Here is an 18516-nt window from a genome sequence, read left to right as displayed (position 1 = left end):
TACTTTTCCTCGTTATGAGCAGGGATAACAACAGAAAACCTAATACTATCCATAATACACCTCCGGATCACGATCTGTAATACCAACAGCACGAAAGTATAGTAAACGACATAAAAAAATACAGCCCCTCGATATTTCGAGAAGCTGTAGGGTGGGTAGAGAGATTCGAACTCTCGATCTTCAGGACCACAATCTGACGCGTTAACCAACTACGCTATACCCACCATAACACGCCATACTGGATTCGAACCAGTGACCTACCGCTTAGAAGGCGGTTGCTCTATCCAGCTGAGCTAATGACGCATATACTGCATTCAACAGTAAAAGCGGGTGATGGGAATCGAACCCACGTGGCCAGCTTGGAAGGCTGGAGTTCTACCATTGAACTACACCCGCATTTGGGTCATTGACTTGACCAGTCAACGAAAATTATTATACCACGACAATCCTGATTTGTCAAGCACTTTCTCAAACATTCTATCATTTGTTTAAAAATATTTAAAATTCCACTCCGTTTATAGTCTTTCACACCAAATAGACCCAGACTATACCTCTCTATAAAAAGTTAGTTTGGAATATCTTGTAAAAAAAACGTTAAAACTGTTGACAAGCGCGAAATTATGTAGTATAATTATTGACGTTAAATTTAATAGCCTTATCAAGAGTGGTGGAGGAATCAGGTCCTGTGAAGCCCGGCAACCTGTATGCTGTATATTTATGCAGCTCATCAAGGTGCCAAATCCTGCGGTTATTTCCGAAAGATGAGGAATTTTTTATAAAAAAGATCTCTCCTCTCTTTTCTTCGGAATTGAGAGGCTTTTTATTGGCTGTTGATTTAACGGTTAACAACAGTATATGTCGGCATACCGACAAAGTTTCTTTTAAGAAAGGCAGGAACTATAATGTCAAGATTTCTTTTCACTTCCGAATCGGTGACTGAAGGTCACCCCGATAAGATCTGCGACCAGATCTCAGATGCAATACTCGATGCTATGCTGGAACAGGATCCCTATTCCAGAGTTGCCTGCGAGACCGTTACCACCACAGGTATGGTAATGTGCATGGGCGAGATCACCACCAAGGCACAGGTGGATATCCCCCAGATAGTACGCGATACAGTTGTAGGCATCGGCTATGACAGAGCAAAGTACGGCTTCGACGGTCATACCTGCGCAGTTATGACAACTATCGACAAGCAGTCCCCCGATATCGCTATGGGCGTTGACAACGCACTCGAGGGCAGAGAGGAAAATGCATTCGATACAGGTGCAGGCGATCAGGGTATCATGTTCGGCTATGCCTGCGATGAAACTCCCGAACTCATGCCCCTGCCTGTATCACTGGCTCACAAGCTGGCTCTCAGGCTTACAGAAGTCCGCAAGAACGGCGCTCTGCCTTACCTCAGACCCGATGGAAAAACTCAGGTAACTGTTGAGTACGTTGACGGCAAGCCTGCAAGGATAGATGCAGTTGTAGTATCCTCTCAGCACGATGCCAAGGTATCTATGGAGCAGATAAGAGCTGACATCATCGAGAAGGTCATCAAGCACGTTATCCCCGCAGGACTTCTGGACGACAAGACCACATACTTCGTTAACCCCACAGGCAGATTCGTTATCGGCGGACCTCAGGGCGACAGCGGTCTTACAGGCAGAAAGATCATCGTTGATACATACGGCGGATACGCTCGTCACGGCGGCGGATGCTTCTCCGGCAAGGACCCCACGAAGGTTGACCGTTCCGCAGCTTACGCTGCAAGATATGTGGCTAAGAACATCGTAGCTGCAGGTCTCGCAAACAGATGCGAAGTTGAGCTTGCATACGCTATCGGCGTTGCAAATCCCGTTTCAATACTCGTTGATACCTTCGGCACAGGCAAGGTCTCCGATGAAAGACTCAGCGCAGCAGTCAACGATATATTCGATCTCCGCCCTGCAGCTATCATCGATATGCTCGATCTCAGAAAGCCACAGTATAAGCAGCTGGCTGCATACGGCCATATGGGCAGAGAAGACCTAGGCGTAGCTTGGGAGCGTACAGACAAGGTTCAGGCTCTTCAGGAGGCTGTAAAATAAACAATGGCTGAAAAAAAGAAAGTCCGCAATATAATCAGGTCAGTACCTCTTGATTATGTGGACTATGCAAAGGGCTTCGGCATATTACTGGTAATGCTTGGTCACGTAAATCTTGTGGTCCCCAAAAGCAATCACCTGGCGCACTACTTTGTCCAGCTGATCTACTCATTCCATATGCCGCTGTTCTTTGTAATAACCGGTTTTTTGCTGGGCTATAAGGACAGTTTTCTGAAAAAGGATACTGCTCCCGCTTTAAAAGCAGGCAGATTGTTCGTGCGGCTGATGATACCATACTATATATACTCGGTCATATATATTCTGATCGGAAATTATCGTTATGGATATACCGATGAATACCTCAGCGATATGATAACTGCCGTATGGACAACAATGGGAAGCGCACCTCTGTGGTTTCTTTCCACACTTTTCTTCGCAAGGCTTCTGTTCCATTTTCTGAAATACAAGCTGAAACTCGATACGCGGGCGATATTACTGGGAGCGCTTTATGCTTCACTGCTGACAGTCAAGATATTCTCAGATCTCAAAACAGAGGACTTGATGGAAGAAAAAACTGTGAGATTTCTCACGATACCATTTATACGTGTAATTCCTGCTGTATTTTTTATCGCTTTCGGATTCCTGTTTTTCAGATTTATTGACCCCAAAAACAAGAGTCGCAACCTTGTATGTGGTTTGATACTTGGAGTAACACTTATAGCGTGCTGTAATTTGTACACACCTGATGTAAATATGCACACTCTCAAATTTGAAAGTCTGCCGCTTTTCCTGCTGACAGGAGTAACAGGTTCAGCATCACTTATCCTGATATGTTCAGCTTTGCCCCAAGGCATAAGACCTCTCAGGGAACTTGGCAAGGATTCTATGGATATCATGGTGATACACTATGACCCATTTCCGTTTTTCTTCATTGCAAATGACATTGTTTTTGAAATGACAGGGGGCAGAAATTTTATTTTGATATGGCTGGTAACTTGCTTAATGGTCATTCCTATAGCGATCATATGGAACCGCATAAAAAATCTGCCAAAGATAATTATATCAAAGCTGAAAAAACCTGAAGAGAAAAAACAAACAGCATAAAAATCACGCCGCAGCAATTCCGTTCTGAAAACGGAACTGCTGTGGTTTTTTTATTGATGTTTGGTGTAGATCTTGTTTTGTTGGTGTCGGATACATTTGTCGCGCCTTTCCAGAAGTTTGCTATGATCTTATTGTTAGCTGTGCATTTTGGCTTTGTACCTTGATGCGAGGACTCTGCACTCGCGCTATGTTTCCTTAGCAGTTTACTCTGGATTGCTTAAACAAAACACCCCGAAGCGCACCACTATCGCTTCGGGGGAATATTTTTATTTACCGTTTACCACATTCTGTGGTTTGCCGTTTATCCACGCTTTCAGGTTTGCGGATACTACTTCAAGCAGACGTATCCTTGTCTGTTTGGGTGCCCATGCGATATGGGGAGTTATTGTTGCGTTCTTCGCGTTTCTCAAAGGGCAGTCCTCACGCATCGGTTCAAAGGTCAGGGCATCTATTCCTGCACCTGCGATGACTTCGTTGTTCAGCGCATCTGCAAGGTCATACTCGTTGACTACTCCGCCTCTGGCTGTATTCACGAAATACGCGGTGGGCTTCATTTTTTCAAGAGCTTCTTTATTTATCATTTCCTTGGTCTGCTCGTTCAGCGGACAGTGCATAGTAACCACATCGCTTGTCCTCAGCAGCTCATCAAGGCTGACAGCCTTTGCGCCATCGCCCACTTTTTCGGGAGAGCGTGTATAGGTCACCACTTCCATTCCGAAAACTCTTGCTATCTCAGCCACGCGCCTGCCTATGCTGCCGTAGCCGATAATGCCTATCCTCATGCCTTTCAGCTCGTAGGTAGGTATATAGAAGTAGGTGAACAGCTTGTAGTTCACCCAGTCGCCGTTATCCACGGTATCGGCATATGCCCTTATCTTATTGAAGTGGTTGAGTATCAGTGCAAAGGTATGCTGTGCCACCGAGTCGGTAGAATATGCGGGCACGTTGCACACGGAAGCGCCATGCTTATCGGCGGCTTTGAGGTCAACATTATTATAGCCCGTTGCAAAAAGTCCCACATATTTAAGGTTGGGGCATTTGCTGAAGACTTCCTCTGTGATAAGGCACTTATTGCATATCACCGCATCGGCATCGCCTATTTTATCAGCTACTTCATCGTTGGGGGTAAAGCCGTAAACTTCGCTTTCGCCAAGGCTTGTTATGCCTTCAAGGCTAACATCTCCGCCGCGGGAAACTGTTTCGCTGTCAAGGATAACTATTTTCATATATCAGTCCTCAAAAGCGTTATCAACTGCGTCACCGTTCTGCTTGGGAGCTTTTTTCTTCTCCTTTTCGGCAGCTTTCTGATCTCTGCTGTACTTTATTGAGAAAACAGCAGCGCCCAGCAGCAGTACTACTTCTGCAATAAACAGAAAAGTCAGGGCAGGCTTTGAAGTATTTATCTGGGTGATAAAAGTAAGGTCGCAGGCAAGCAGCAGAAGAAAATGCTGTATAGTCTTCTGTTTAACAAAGTATATACCATATACTATGGTAGCTGCGATGCAGAATCCCAGATGCATGGGCAAAGGGAAAGGTGTGAACACGTTCTGTGTTGTGGTTGCGGTCTCCTGTAATGACATTAACATTTCAAACATCTCCGTTTTCAAATTTTTTCTGAGTTTTACTCAGTATCTTTTGTTACTTTTGTTTTTCTTTCAGATCTTAGCAAGTTCTTCGCTGTAGCCTGCTTCGTTCATCTGCTGAACTGTTGCGGCTATATGGGAATCGCTGAGGAAAAGGGGTTTTTCATCGTGTATCTTATCGCGGTAGTCATCGGCCACATACGCTGCGTACTTTGCGATAAGTTCTGCGGAACAGCCTGCTATATCCACAGGTCTGCCCTGCTTAACAAGCTTTGTACACTCAGCATATTCTCCGCTTTTTACCGCGAGGCTGTTGAAGCGGTAAAGTTCCTGCCATTTCTGCTTTGTCATATCGTCATAGCCGTAGCCCAGTGTGCCGAGAAACTCGAATATCTTGGGCTGAACAGCTTCGTCCCAGGCTATATCAGACCAGCAGTGGAAAAGGTATCCTCTGAGGAAGTCCTTATTATCAGCGAACTTTTCGGCATTATCCGCCGCAAAAGCTTTCAGCTTGGCTTTCCATACATCGTAATCCTTGTCGCGGATATGAGCCGTATACCTGACTTCCTCGCTTGCCTGCTCCTGACCGTAGTTCACGCAGTCGGGGGCGATGGCGCCCAGCAGGAACTCTGCCTTGTTTTTTACATTCAGACTGTCTGCCATTCTGTATGCCAGCAGCAGATGCACGGGTGATGACGGCATTTACTTACCCTCCAGTCCTTTAAGAGCCTTGAGCTCGTTCTTATCGATCTTGATATTGCCGTCCTTGAGGACTTCAACATCATCTTTTTTGACGGTGATGACGTTATCGGAACGGTCTATCTTTACTCTCAGCTTGCCTGTCAGCAGATTGACTTCCTGGACTACGCCCTTGCCATCGGTGGTCTTGACTATCGCGCCAACCTTTGGGGTGTGTTTCAGCAGATCTTCGTAGCTGTCCTGCTCGTATTTAAGGCAGCACATAAGTCTGCCGCAGCAGCCGCTGATCTTGGTGGGGTTAAGGCTGAGTCCCTGCTCCTTTGCCATTTTAATGGAAACGGGCTGGAAATCACCTAAGAATCTGGAACAGCAGAATGGCTGTCCGCAGATGCCCAGACCGCCAAGCATTTTAGCTTCGTCACGCACGCCTATCTGTCTGAGCTCTATCCTTGTTCTGAAAACGCTTGCCAGATCTTTTACCAACTCTCTGAAGTCAACTCTGTTTTCAGCGGTAAAATAGAAGAGCATCTTATTGTTGCTGAAAGTACATTCAACATCGATGAGATCCATATTCAGCTTATGGGCTTCGATCTTCTGCTTGCATATCTCAAAGGCTTCCTGCTCTCTCTGCTTATTGCGTTCTATCGTTTTGAGATCGCGTTCGTCAGCCTTTTTGATTATTGGCTTTATTGGGTTCTTGAAGCTTGTTTCATCTATTTCTCTGTCGGTCATAACGACCTCGCCGCATTCAACGCCGCGGGAAGTTTCAACAATGACCTTATCACCGTTTTTAAGTTCGGTATCGCCCGGGTCGAAATAATATATCTTGCCAACGCTTTTGAAGCGCACACCGATTATCTTGAGCATATGTTTTCCTTTCTGTTTCAGCTTTTGATGAGCCAAACATACAAGCTCATCGTACATACTTTATTATTATAGCACATATCTCCCCAAAAGTAAAGAGATAGGGAAAATAAAACGCGAAAATCGATTTTGGTCCGATCCGGGGTTCGGTTTATGATGTCGTATACTATAATATAATACTGCTTACAAGTGTATACGCAAAACCTCAGCAGTGTTTTGTATGGAAAGGTTTGCAGATACCAAAAAGTCTGACAGTTATTCGGTTGTCAAGATGCTGTGCGGTCGGTACAGTATGACACGTGCCCTATGTGCCGTAGTCACAGACGGGCGCAGCCTGCCATCGTGCGCACCGGGTCCTTTATATCAAAGCCCCAATGAGCCATTGCCTTTCTACTAACAGCGAAAATAGCGGAAAAGTTGTACGTTTTTGTACAACTCTTGCAGAAATATGTCTGAGTAAAAATAAAAAACATTTGTTTGCACAAAGTGGGCGGGGTCTTCATGTGCAGGGTGTACAAAAGAGGCGGGGTGGATAATATGGGAGATCATCGGGAAAACGAGAGCAGTCCCGGGGTGTTAATTTAGTGTAATTTTGAGTGAGAGCATATCTATCAGGAGCGGTTTTCCCTCTTTTTACTGTCGGATATGGAAAAATATCCCATATAAAATTGTTTAAAACAAACAAAATTATAGTTTGATAATATTTTAAAATGACAAAAAATGTGTCGCAAATGTAAACAAATCAAATCATCCTTTTTAACCATGAGTGAATGTGTTATAATTAATATGTAGAGTTATGACCTGTTTAACACATTGAACGGAGGTGAACTGCATGGTCACACTGCGAGGTAGGTCTGTATACCGTGGTATCGCGAGAGGCATCATCAGCTTTTATCAGCGTGACCAAGTCAGCGTTACCAAGATCAAGATAAACGATCCCGAAAAAGAATGGGACAGATATATGAACGCCAAGGAGGGCGCTGTCGAAGAACTGCGTATCCTGCGTGCAAAGACAGCCGAGGAGATCGGTGAGACTGATGCGGCGATCTTCTATATACACGAGCTTATACTCAGCGACAGCCAGTACGAGCGCGGTGTGCGCGGTCTGATATTCGATGAGAGGCTGAATGCCGAATATGCAGTGGCAAGGACTTCCCAGACACTGGCTGATCTTATGCGTCAGGGTGATTCAGAGTATATCCGCGAGAGAAGCGCCGATGTTTATGATGCTTCGGAGAGGATAATCAGGCAGCTGCAGAATCTGTCTGCTAAGGAGTTCGTGCTGGATGACATATCCATAATATGTGCGGAAGATCTTCTGCCCAGCGAGACGGCGACTCTTGACAAGACGAAAGTTGCGGCTTTCTGCACCATGGGCGGTTCCATAAATTCACATACTGCCATACTGGCAAGGACTATGAACATACCTGCGCTGATAGGTCTTGGCGATGTGAAGCTGGAAGATTTTGACGGACGTTTCGCGATAGTTGACGGCTATGACGGAGTGATCTACATCGAGCCCGACAACGAGACCCAGATAAAGCTGGCACGGCGCGAGGAAGAGGAAGAGCGCAAGAACGAGCTTCTTCAAAGGCTGAAGGGCAGGAAGAACGTCACCCGTGACGGCAGGGAGATAGAGGTATATGCCAATATCGGTGGTCTGGGAGATCTGGAATCTGCCATTGAGAACGACGCTGGGGGCGTAGGTCTGCTGAGGTCGGAGTTCCTGTATCTGCAGAGAGACAGTTTCCCTGATGAGGAGGAACTGTTCTACAATTACCGCAGAGTTGTAGAGGACATGAAGGGCAAGCGCGTTGTAATACGTACCCTGGATATCGGTGCGGACAAGACTGCTGACTATTTCTGTCTTGACAAGGAAGAGAATCCTGCTCTTGGCATGAGGGCTGTAAGGCTTTGTCTGCGCAGGCAGGACATATTCAAGACACAGCTGAGGGCATTGCTGAGGGCATCGGCTTACGGCAAGCTTTCGATACTCATACCTATGATAATAGATGTGGACGAGGTCTTCCGCGTAAAGGACATCATGCACAAGGTCAAGGACGAGCTTCTGAGCAAGCACATACCTTTCGGCAACGATGTGGAGCTTGGTGTAATGATAGAGACTCCCGCGGCGGTGATGATAAGCGATCTGCTGGCGCGTGAGGTGGACTTTTTCAGCATAGGCACCAACGATCTTGAGCAGTACACTTTGGCGATAGACAGGCAGAATCCCAACTACGAAAATGTTGTTCCGCCGAATCATCTGGCGGTGCTGAGAATGATAAAGCTTGTTGTTGACAACGCTCACAGCAAGGGTATAAAGGTATGTCTTTGCGGCGAGATGGGTGCAGACCTTTCGCTGACAGAGATACTATTAGATATGCAGCTGGATTCACTTTCCGTTGCGCCCCCGCAGATACTTCCCGTAAGGCGAATGATACGCAGTCTGAATCTCAGCGACAGGCGGCAGGTACACAGCAATATTCAAAGGGTACTGCATTACTGATCGCTGCTGCTGACTTATATATAATAAGGAATAAGCCATAGTATTTCCGGCGTGTGGTCGGATTTGCTATGGCTTTTTGGTTGATGTTTGGACTTGTCTTAAATTGGAGTTTGTTGTGGGTGGGAGTATGCGATTTTTCGCCCCTCGTCACACCGGTCAACCGCCTTTTTACACACAAAAAGACACCGACCTCCCGGCTCGGTGTCTTTTCGTAGTAAGGAAAGTAAAATGAATTAAAAACATGAATGTCGTTATTTAATGGCGGCTCACTTGGGTCTATAGTTCTCTTTGATGGTTATATACTCCTTCATGAGCTTTACCGCACCCTGTATACCTGTTTTTGAGGTATTTATGCACAGGTCGAAATTGGGAGCTGCGCCCCATTTCTGGTCGGTATAATAGTTGTAGTAGGATGCACGGCGTTTATCGGTCTTCTTGATGAAGTCCTCCACCTTGTCCTTTTCGATATCGTATCTTCCGAGGATACGCGCTTTTTTATCTGACATATCTCCCGTCAGGAAGAAGTTGATCACATTGGGGTTATCCCTCAGTACATAGTCCGCACATCTGCCGACTATCACACACGGACCTTTATCTCCCAGCTTCCTTATAGTATCGAACTGCGCAAGAAATATCTTGTGGTTCAAAGGAAGATCGGGATTTATCCTGCCGTCTGCGGATACAGGGTAGCTGCCCATAACAAGTGAAAACAGGAAACTGTTGGTATAGCTCTCATCATTCTTTACGAAGAGCTCCTCGCATATCCCGCTGTCCTTGGAAGCCATTTCCAGGAGCTCTTTATCATAGAACGGGATATCAAGATCTTTGGCAAGCAGTTTGCCGATCTCTCTGCCGCCGCTGCCAAATTCACGGCTGATAGTTATGATAGACCTCATGGAACATCGCTCCTTTCCTTTGGGCTGAATTTATTATAGCATACTTTTTGTGTTTTGTATACAAAAATTGCAAAAAATCATTCACAAATTTAGCGAAAATATTTTGTGCATTTTATCAATTGACGATTCTTTATAAACTAATTTAACAGTATGAAAATGAAAGAAATCCTGCAGACATATAAAATCATATATACCTCATAGCCTATGGGAATTGATTTTAAGGTCGGAAATGTCGGGGATTGGCGTAAAATTAGTCTAACCTAACCGAATTATATGCGTCTAACCAATCATTTTGCGTAAAAATGCATAAAAAAATGCAATTAAGTTTGTGTATTAATTTTTCTAAAACGCTTGAAAAGAAAGTCGAAATAATGTATAATAATAATGTTGGCTGCGCCTTGATTTATAGGGCATATACGCACTTATATCCCCTATGTAAAAAGGATAATAGACGGCTTTGTTTTTATGTCCGGAGAAATTTCTGCATTTTGCACATTTCCCTGAGGGCTTGCCGTGCTTTTTACGCGCAGCGCATGATCAGTATATTTTGTTATGCAAAATCAATTAAGGAGGTTATTTTATGACTGAGAAAACCGTTATTCCTTTTCAGGGTACTCCTGAGCAGGAGGCACAGCTTAAGGAAGTCATTGCTAAGCACCATGACCAGCCCGGTGGACTGATGCCTACATTGCAGGAGGCTCAGGGGATCTACGGCTATCTTCCTATCGAGGTCCAGAAGATGATCGCTGACGGACTGGGCGTTTCACTGTCGGAGGTATTCGGCGTTGCAACATTCTACAGCCAGTTCTCTCTTACCCCCAAGGGCAAGCACAGGATCAGCGTCTGTCTCGGTACTGCCTGCTATGTTAAGGGCTCCGATAAGATACTGGAGGCTGTTGAAGCAAAGCTGGGCATCAAGAGCGGTGAGTGTACTGCTGATGGTATGTTCTCCATCGATTCCTGCCGCTGCGTTGGCGCGTGCGGTCTGGCTCCCGTTATGCTGGTAGACGAGGACGTTTACGGCAAGCTGAAACCCGAACAGGTCGCAAAGATCCTGGATAGCTACAAGTAAGGAGGTAAGGCAGTATGACCATCGAAGAACTGAATAAGATCAAAGCCGCTAAGGCGGATATCGTTAAAGTCAGGACAATAATCGCTGAGGAGGGCGAAAAGCTCGCCAAGGAAACAGGCTACCGCAAGCAGGTACTCGTATGCGGCGGTACCGGCTGCCAGTCCTCACATTCTATGGACGTTCTGAAGGCTCTGAAAGATGAGCTGGCTGCAAAGGGCATCGCTGACGAAGTACTCGTTGTAAGAACAGGCTGCTTCGGTCTTTGCTCTCTCGGTCCTATCGTTATTGTATACCCCGAGGGTGCTTTCTATGCACAGGCTACTCCCGAGGGCATCAAGAGAATCGTTGACGAGCACCTCGTAAACGGCGAGATCTGCAAGGATCTGCTGTATCAGGAGACTGTTCACGAGGACGGCTCTATCATATCTCTGTATGAGACTAACTTCTACAGAAAGCAGAAGAGAATCGCTCTGAGAAACTGCGGCGTTATCGACCCCGAGGATATCGAGGAGTATATCGCTACTGACGGTTATCAGGCACTCTACAAGGCACTGACCTCCATGACTCCCGATGAGGTAGTTAAGGAAGTTCTCGATTCCGGTATCAGAGGACGCGGCGGTGCAGGCTTCCCCACCGGCAGAAAGTGGATGTTCACAAAGGACGCTCCCGGCGATATCAAGTACGTTGCTTGTAACGCAGACGAGGGCGACCCCGGCGCATTCATGGACAGATCTATCCTCGAGGGTGACCCCCACGCTGTTATCGAGGCTATGACAATAGCTTCCTACGCTGTTGGCGCTCACCAGGGTTATGTATACGTAAGAGCTGAGTACCCTGTTGCTGTTAACAGACTCCAGATCGCTCTGGATCAGGCAAGAGAGTACGGTCTGCTGGGCGAGAACATTCTCGGCACAGGTCACAGCTTCGACATCGAGATCAGACTCGGTGCTGGTGCATTCGTATGCGGCGAAGAGACCGCTCTGCTGACCTCTATCGAGGGTAACAGAGGTGAGCCTCGTCCAAGACCTCCTTTCCCTGCTGTTAAGGGTCTGTTCGGCAAGCCTACTCTGCTGAACAACGTTGAGACATACGCTAATATCGCACAGATCATCAGAAACGGTGCTGCTTGGTACGCTGCTATGGGTACTGAGAAGTCCAAGGGTACTAAGGTATTCGCTCTGGGCGGCAAGATCACCAATGTTGGTCTGGTTGAGATACCTATGGGTACTACTCTCCGTGAAATCATCGAAGAGATCGGCGGCGGTATCCCCGATGGTAAGGCATTCAAGGCTGCGCAGACAGGTGGTCCTTCGGGCGGCTGTATCCCTGCACAGCACATAGATACTCCTATCGACTACGAGAGCCTCTCTGCTCTGGGCTCCATGATGGGTTCAGGCGGACTTATCGTTATGGACGAGGACAACTGTATGGTCGATGTATCCAAGTTCTACCTCAACTTCACTGTTGATGAGAGCTGCGGTAAGTGTACTCCCTGCCGTGTTGGTACAAGAAAGCTCCTCCAGCTGCTGGAGAAGATCACTGACGGCAAGGGCGAGATGGAAGATCTGGAGAAGATCCAGGATCTGGCTACACACATGAAGTCTTCTTCTCTGTGTGCACTGGGTCAGTCTGCTCCTAACCCTGTTCTGTCTACACTTCAGTATTTCGGCGACGAGTATCTTGCTCACATCAAGGACAAGAAATGTCCTGCAGGCGTCTGCAAGAACCTGCTCCAGTATGAGATCATCGCCGACAAGTGCAAGGGCTGTACGCTCTGCGCTAGAAATTGTCCCGCAAACGCTATTACAGGTACTGTTAAGAATCCTCACGTTATCGATACCACTAAGTGTATCAAGTGCGGTGTCTGCATGAACAACTGTAAGTTCGGCGCTATCATCAAGAAGTAAGCAGAGGAGGGTATAAACTATGGAAATGATTCATCTGAAAATTAACGGCATCCCTGTGGAAGTTCCTGCAGGCTCCACCGTTCTCGAAGCTGCCAAGGCTGCCAATGTGGATATACCCACGCTCTGCTACCTGAAAGACGTTAACTGCATCGGTGCTTGCCGTATCTGTGTAGTTGAGATCACAGGTGCAAGAGGTCTTGTTGCTGCTTGTACTCACCCCGCAGCAGAGGGTATGGAAGTATTCACCAATACTCCCAAGGTAAGAAAGTCCAGAAAGACTACTCTGGAACTGCTGCTTTCCAATCACAAGAAGAAGTGTCTGTCCTGCGTAAGAGCTAACAACTGCGAGCTGCAGAAGCTCAGCGTTGCTTACGGCGCAGATGAAGACAGATTCATGCCTGAGGTAATGGATAAGCCTATCGACGACTCCACTCCTTTCCTGGTAAGAGATAACAACAAGTGCATCCAGTGTATGAGATGCGTTGCTGCTTGTAAGAATGTACAGAGCGTTTCCGTTATCGGCAACATCAGAAGAGGTTTCAACGTTCACGTTGGTTCCGCATTCGATATGCCTCTTGCTTCTACAGCTTGCGTAGGCTGCGGTCAGTGTATCGTATCCTGCCCTGTTGGCGCTCTTACTGAGAAGAGCAGCGAGAAGAAGGTTTGGGACGCTATCGCTGATCCCGAGAAGAAGGTCGTATTCTTCACCGCTCCTTCTATCAGAGCTACTCTGGGCGAAGAGTTCGGCAACCCTGTTGGTACTAACGTTGAGGGCAAGATGGTCGCTGCTATCAGAAGACTGGGCGACGTTAACATCTTCAACATGGACGTTACTGCTGACCTTACAATCATCGAAGAAGCTAACGAGCTCATCGAGAGAATACAGAACAAGGGCACTCTGCCTATGTTCACTTCCTGCTGCCCCGGCTGGGTAAAGTTCTGTGAGCACTACTATCCTGATTTCCTGCCTCATCTGTCGAGCTGCAAGTCTCCTCAGCAGATGTTCGGCGCACTGCTCAAGAGCTACTACTGCCAGAAGAACGGCATCGATCCCAAGAACCTGTTCGTAGTCAGCGTTATCCCTTGTACTGCTAAGAAGTTCGAGGTAACAAGAGAAGAGCAGAGAAACGGCGATTATGATGACGTTGATGTTGCACTCACAACTCGTGAGCTGGGCAGAATGATCAGAGAAGCAGGTATCGACTTCAATGCTCTGCCTGACGAGAAGTTCGACGATCCTTTCGAGATCGCTTCCGGTGCAGGCGCTATCTTCGGCGCAACAGGCGGCGTTATGGAGGCTGCTCTCAGAACCGCAGCTGTTAAGCTGGACGGCAAGTGCGAGCCTCTGGAGTTCCACGATGTAAGAGGTACTAAGGGTCTGAAGGAAGCTACCTACACTGTTGGCGGCGTTACCGTTAAGGTTGCAGTTGCTTCCGGTCTTGCTAACGCAAGAGAGATCATCGACGGCATACTCTCCGGCGAGAGAGATTATCAGTTCGTTGAGATCATGGCTTGTCCCGGCGGCTGTATCAACGGCGGCGGTCAGCCTGTTCAGAGCGACGCTGTCAGAAACTTCGTTGACCTCAAGGCTATCAGAGCTAAGGCTCTGTACGATGCAGACAGCAGCATGAATCTCAGAATGTCTCATGAGAGCCCTGTTTGCGATATGCTGTACAAGGACTTCTTCGAAGCTCCCGGCGCTCACAACGCTCACAAGTATCTGCATACTACCTACGTTAAGAGAGGCAAGTATCAGGACTAATATGCTAATACGTGCAGCCCGCAGAAATTTCTGCGGGCTGTTTTTTGCTCTGTGTTATGGGGTAGCTTAGGGACTGCGGGTTTTATTGAGGATGAAAGGACTCCTCAATAAAACCCGCAGTCCGTGCGATAGATCATTGTTTACAAACAAAAACAACAGGTGTGTCTCCGGTTTTAAGGACACGCCTGTTGTTAAAAGAAAGGATATGTATTATTGTTTAGCCGCTGCCGCGTTAGCTTTCTTGCGACGTGCAATTATGATACTCTGTACCACAAGGAAGATGCAGAGCATACCTGCTACGGTTATGCCTGTCCACCATGCGTCATCAAGTCCTGCAGATGATACTATGTTCTGTATAAGTGCCAGTGAAAGCACGCCGAACACTGTACCGATGATATTGCCGACGCCTCCCGTCAGCATGGTGCCGCCTATTATGGATGATGCTATGGCATTCATCTCGGCACCGCTTGCGTGCTGCGGCGAGCCGGAACCAACGTGCATAAAATACACGAAGCCGCCTATGCCCGCCATCAGTCCGCAAATTAAATGAGAGAAGAATATTGTCCTTTTTACGTTTACGCCCAGCATCAGCGCGCTCTGCCTGTTGCCGCCAACGGCGTAAAAGTTTCTTCCGGGTTTTGCCCATTTCAGCAGTACAAACAGCAGTATCGCCAGAGCTATCGCCACTATAACACCTATCTCGATGTAAGCGGGGATATACTTGCCCCTTTTGTTGTATGTGCCCATATATGGTATAAGTATTCTTGTGGCTTTGAGCTTTACAAAATCTTCATTAGCCACATTGAAAGGCTTATTGTAAACGATGGTCGTCGCACCTCGCGCGAAGAACATTCCCGCCAGCGTGACTATAAACGGCTGTATCTCCAGATATGCCACAAGGTAGCCCTGCACTATACCGAATGCCAGACCTATGCCCACAGCCATCAGTATAGCCATCGGCAGGCTTCCGCCCTTATGGTCCAGATAGACTGCACAGCTCATGGATACCAGAGCCGTCACGCCGCCCACAGAGATATCTATACCGCCCGTTATCATAACAAGGCTCATTCCGCAGGCGAGTATTATCAGTGCCGCGTTAGCGTTGAGTATATTAAAGAATGTCTGCGGTTTCAGAAATCCCTTTTTCAGGAAGAGCACCGCAAATATGTACATCGCCACAAATACGCATATGGTTATCATGGTCAGCAGGTTAGTATCTGTCATTTTTGTGGGAGCTTTGAGTTCGCCGCTCCGTCTTTTTACTATTGACATAAAACTCTACCTCCTGTCCGTCAGGAATTCTGAGCCGCGGGCTTTTCAGAGCGCAGCTTTTTTATAAGCATCGAGAGCTTCTCACGTACAGCGGGAGCGCTCATCACTACAAGGATTATAACTACTACAGCCTTGTATGCAGGAAGTGCATCTGCCTTGACCTGGAATTTATAAAGAGTAGTAGTAAGAAACTGTATAACATATGCGCCGAGAATGGAGCTGCTCATGCTGAACTTACCGCCGCCCAGTGCGTTTCCGCCAAGTGCAACTGCGAGTATAGCGTCCATTTCGATATCCTTAGCGATTACCGAGTAGTTTATCGTCTGAAGACGGCTGACCTTGATAAGCGCCGCGATAGCAACGCAAAGTCCCAGCAGGATATAAGTCAGCAGCTTTATGAGTTCGGGATTAAGACCGTTAAGTCTGGAAGTTTTCTCGTTTATACCCACCGACTGCACGTAAAGTCCCAGTGTGGTGAATCTCAGCAGCAGCCATGTCACCAGGAAGCACGCCAGTGCTATAAAGAAAGGTGTGGGTATCGGTATGCCCGGGATATATGTGCCATAGTAGCTGAATGAAGGCTCATTCACGTTAGGCAGCTGGTTGTTGTTTATCCATGCCGCAATGGAGCGTCCTGCGGTAAACAGTATCAGGGTCGCTATCATTGGCTGTATCTTGAAAAATGCCACAAGCGAACCGTTGAAAGCACCGAATAGCATTGCCACAAGGCAGCTTACCAGAAATGCCACGATAACGGGAGCATGGAGAGTTTCGGGACTGGTCTCAGTTCCGCAGAGTACTCTCAGCAGTACCGAGCCCGCTATGGCGATGCCCGCACCCACGCTGATATCCTGTCCGCCCGATGCCGCCGTTACAAGGGTCATGCCCAGTGCAAGTATGGCAAGCTCGGAGCCGCTGTCGATTATAGTTATAAGGTAGCCGTTCAGCACGGGGTTGCCGTCGCTGTTGTTACCCAGTGTGATCTTGAAAAATGACGGATCTGCGATGAGATTAAACAGCACCAGCAGCATCAGCGCAGCTATGGGTATCATTATCTGATGCCTGAATAGACCTGCAATACCTGCCTTTTTGGGCTGTGCATTATTGTTCGCCATTTGTATCACCTCCCGCAATAGTCGCCATGATGGTATTCTGGTTGAGCTGATCGCCTGTAAGTTCGCCAACGAGCTTCCTGTCTCTCATTACCAGCAGTCTCGAACAGGTACGCAGCATCTCGTCCGTTTCGGAAGATATAAATGTTACGCTCATTCCCTCGGAAGCCAGTTTCAGCATCAGCTTCTGTATATCTACTTTTGTTCCGACATCTATACCTCTTGTAGGTTCATCGAGTATAAGATACTTTGGCTCTGTCAGCAGCCATCTGGCAAGTATGACCTTCTGCTGATTACCGCCTGACAGGGACTTTATCGGTGTATTTACCGAGGCTGTCTTTATATCCAGCAGGTCGATATATTTGTTGGCATACTCCAGTGCCTTTGCCTTGGATATCGGTCTGAAAAAGCCTGTCTTTATCTGCAGGGCGAGTATGATATTATCCTTTACGGAAAGGTCGCCCACGATGCCGTCACGCTTTCTGTCTTCGGGGAGGTATGCTATGCCATATTTCATAGCCTGTCTCGGCTTGGTTATCTTTACAGGTTCGCCGTCGATCTTTACCGAACCGCCTGTTACCTTGTCAGCGCCGAATATAGTACGTACACATTCGCTTCTGCCCGAGCCCAACAGACCTGTGAAGCCGTTGATCTCGCCCTTGTGTATCTTGAAATCGAAGGGGCTTATGCCCTCGGAAGAACACAGACCTTCACCCTCGTATACGGGCTTGTCGTCGGTCTTCTTGAATGTGGGGCTGTCGTTTTTGATATCAGCCATATCGTCAAGCTCTTTGCCAAGCATCTTTGATACCAGCTGAAGTCTCGGCAGTTTTTCGATCTCGTACTCGCCTACCAGCTTGCCGTCACGCAGTACGGTTATCTTGTCACATACTTCATAAACCTGATCCAGGAAGTGTGTAACAAAGATTATGCCTACGCCTCTTTCCTTGAGCTTGCGCATCAGCACAAACAGCTTTGCTACCTCGGATTCGTCCAGCGACGATGTAGGCTCATCGAGTATCAGCACCTGACATTCCATGTCCACCGCCCTGGCGATAGCCACCATCTGCTGAACTGCTATAGAACAGCTGGCAAGCTGCTGGGAACCTCTTACATTTATGCCCAGCTCTTTTAGAAGCTCATCGGCTTTTTTATTCATATTGCGCCAGTTCACACCTATGCCCTTGCCTCTTGCAAGGAAGATGTTCTCGGCAACAGACAGATTAGGACAAAGGGATATCTCCTGATAAACAGTGCTTATACCCAGCGCCTGAGCCTGTTTCGGCGAATTTATATGCACAGCGTTCTCACGTCCCCTGACGAATATCTCTCCGCCGTCTTTTACGTGTACGCCTGTCAGCACTTTTATCAGCGTGGATTTACCCGCGCCGTTCTCACCCATAAGTGCGTGGATCTCGCCCTCTTTAAGAGTAAAGTCAACATTCTGCAGAGCCTTTACTCCGGGGAAAGTCTTGTAGATACCCCGCATTTCAAGCAGTGAATCCTTTTGCATTTGCAGTCCTCCCGCTCGTGATCTCAAAATAAGTGCGGGGACATAATTGACCTCGCCTATGCCGCACCGCACTTACTTCTTTATCTGAAATTTATCATAGCCTTTGATTATAGTCCCGACGTCTGCCGAACATTGCCGGCAGAAACCGGGAAAA

General features: G+C 47.4%; 14 protein-coding genes, 3 tRNA genes and 1 riboswitch. Of the genes, 6 read left to right on the top strand and 11 right to left on the bottom strand.

Features of this window, described 5'->3' with window-relative positions:
• Nucleotides 1-150: 150 nt before the first annotated feature.
• The 3 genes from BM265_RS01720 to BM265_RS01710 form a co-directional block, all read right to left on the bottom strand.
• A tRNA-His gene (locus BM265_RS01720) sits at nt 151-224 on the bottom strand.
• A gap of 5 nt (nt 225-229) precedes the next feature.
• A tRNA-Arg gene (locus tag BM265_RS01715) sits at nt 230-303 on the bottom strand.
• 22 nt (nt 304-325) lie between these two features.
• A tRNA-Gly gene (locus BM265_RS01710) sits at nt 326-396 on the bottom strand.
• 256 nt (nt 397-652) lie between these two features.
• Nucleotides 653-768: riboswitch (SAM riboswitch) on the top strand.
• 134 nt (nt 769-902) lie between these two features.
• Between BM265_RS01710 and metK the strand changes: the two genes are divergently transcribed.
• Together metK and BM265_RS01700 are read left to right on the top strand one after the other, a co-directional pair.
• Complete coding sequence (gene metK, locus BM265_RS01705; RefSeq protein WP_074959751.1) at nt 903-2075, top strand: methionine adenosyltransferase; 1173 nt, start codon at nt 903-905, stop codon at nt 2073-2075.
• Nucleotides 2076-2078: 3 nt separating this feature from the next.
• Complete coding sequence (locus BM265_RS01700) at nt 2079-3176, top strand: acyltransferase family protein (RefSeq protein ID WP_074959750.1); 1098 nt, start codon at nt 2079-2081, stop codon at nt 3174-3176.
• Between the two features lie 266 nt (nt 3177-3442).
• On the opposite strand, the gene BM265_RS01695 is transcribed toward BM265_RS01700, so the two are convergent.
• The 4 genes from BM265_RS01695 to BM265_RS01680 form a co-directional block, all read right to left on the bottom strand.
• The gene (locus tag BM265_RS01695) at nt 3443-4402 is read right to left on the bottom strand and encodes a D-2-hydroxyacid dehydrogenase (protein WP_074959749.1); all 960 of its coding nucleotides are present in this window, start codon (nt 4400-4402) and stop codon (nt 3443-3445) included.
• A gap of 3 nt (nt 4403-4405) precedes the next feature.
• On the bottom strand, nt 4406-4762 hold the full coding sequence (locus tag BM265_RS01690) for a hypothetical protein (protein ID WP_074959748.1): 357 nt from the start codon (nt 4760-4762) through the stop codon (nt 4406-4408).
• Nucleotides 4763-4831: 69 nt separating this feature from the next.
• Nucleotides 4832-5461, bottom strand: coding sequence for a hypothetical protein (locus BM265_RS01685; RefSeq protein WP_074959747.1), 630 nt, complete (start codon nt 5459-5461; stop codon nt 4832-4834).
• On the bottom strand, nt 5462-6325 hold the full coding sequence (locus tag BM265_RS01680) for a PSP1 domain-containing protein (RefSeq protein WP_074959820.1): 864 nt from the start codon (nt 6323-6325) through the stop codon (nt 5462-5464).
• An 829-nt stretch (nt 6326-7154) separates the two neighbouring features.
• Here BM265_RS01680 and ptsP point away from each other — a divergent pair.
• On the top strand, nt 7155-8828 hold the full coding sequence (ptsP, locus tag BM265_RS01675; RefSeq protein ID WP_074959746.1) for a phosphoenolpyruvate--protein phosphotransferase: 1674 nt from the start codon (nt 7155-7157) through the stop codon (nt 8826-8828).
• Between the two features lie 266 nt (nt 8829-9094).
• Here the strand turns inward: ptsP and BM265_RS01670 are convergent, their stop codons facing one another.
• A complete protein-coding gene (locus tag BM265_RS01670; RefSeq protein WP_074959745.1) occupies nt 9095-9724 on the bottom strand; it encodes a cytidylate kinase-like family protein in 630 nt (209 codons plus the stop codon).
• 580 nt (nt 9725-10304) lie between these two features.
• Between BM265_RS01670 and nuoE the strand changes: the two genes are divergently transcribed.
• From nuoE to BM265_RS01655, 3 genes are read left to right on the top strand one after another with little or no spacing between them, the layout of a single operon-like run.
• Complete coding sequence (nuoE, locus tag BM265_RS01665) at nt 10305-10796, top strand: NADH-quinone oxidoreductase subunit NuoE (protein ID WP_013499541.1); 492 nt, start codon at nt 10305-10307, stop codon at nt 10794-10796.
• Nucleotides 10797-10810: 14 nt separating this feature from the next.
• Nucleotides 10811-12703: an NADH-quinone oxidoreductase subunit NuoF gene (locus BM265_RS01660; RefSeq protein ID WP_081358335.1), complete on the top strand. Its 1893-nt coding sequence runs from the start codon at nt 10811-10813 to the stop codon at nt 12701-12703.
• A gap of 19 nt (nt 12704-12722) precedes the next feature.
• A complete protein-coding gene (locus tag BM265_RS01655; protein ID WP_074959744.1) occupies nt 12723-14465 on the top strand; it encodes an NADH-dependent [FeFe] hydrogenase, group A6 in 1743 nt (580 codons plus the stop codon).
• A gap of 210 nt (nt 14466-14675) precedes the next feature.
• Here the strand turns inward: BM265_RS01655 and BM265_RS01650 are convergent, their stop codons facing one another.
• From BM265_RS01650 to BM265_RS01640, 3 genes are read right to left on the bottom strand one after another with little or no spacing between them, the layout of a single operon-like run.
• Nucleotides 14676-15737: an ABC transporter permease gene (locus BM265_RS01650; RefSeq protein ID WP_074959743.1), complete on the bottom strand. Its 1062-nt coding sequence runs from the start codon at nt 15735-15737 to the stop codon at nt 14676-14678.
• A 20-nt stretch (nt 15738-15757) separates the two neighbouring features.
• Entirely contained in the window at nt 15758-16852 is a 1095-nt protein-coding gene (locus BM265_RS01645) for an ABC transporter permease (protein ID WP_074959742.1), read from the bottom strand.
• The gene (locus BM265_RS01640; protein ID WP_074959741.1) at nt 16839-18362 is read right to left on the bottom strand and encodes a sugar ABC transporter ATP-binding protein; all 1524 of its coding nucleotides are present in this window, start codon (nt 18360-18362) and stop codon (nt 16839-16841) included. Before BM265_RS01640 ends, BM265_RS01645 begins: the two co-directional genes overlap by 14 nt.
• Between the last annotated feature and the right edge of the window lie 154 nt (nt 18363-18516).

The sequence above is a fragment of the Hominimerdicola alba genome, from assembly GCF_900112155.1.
Classification (GTDB): Bacteria; Bacillota; Clostridia; order Oscillospirales; family Ruminococcaceae; genus Hominimerdicola; species Hominimerdicola alba_D.
This window is presented reverse-complemented; position numbering and strand designations above follow the sequence as displayed.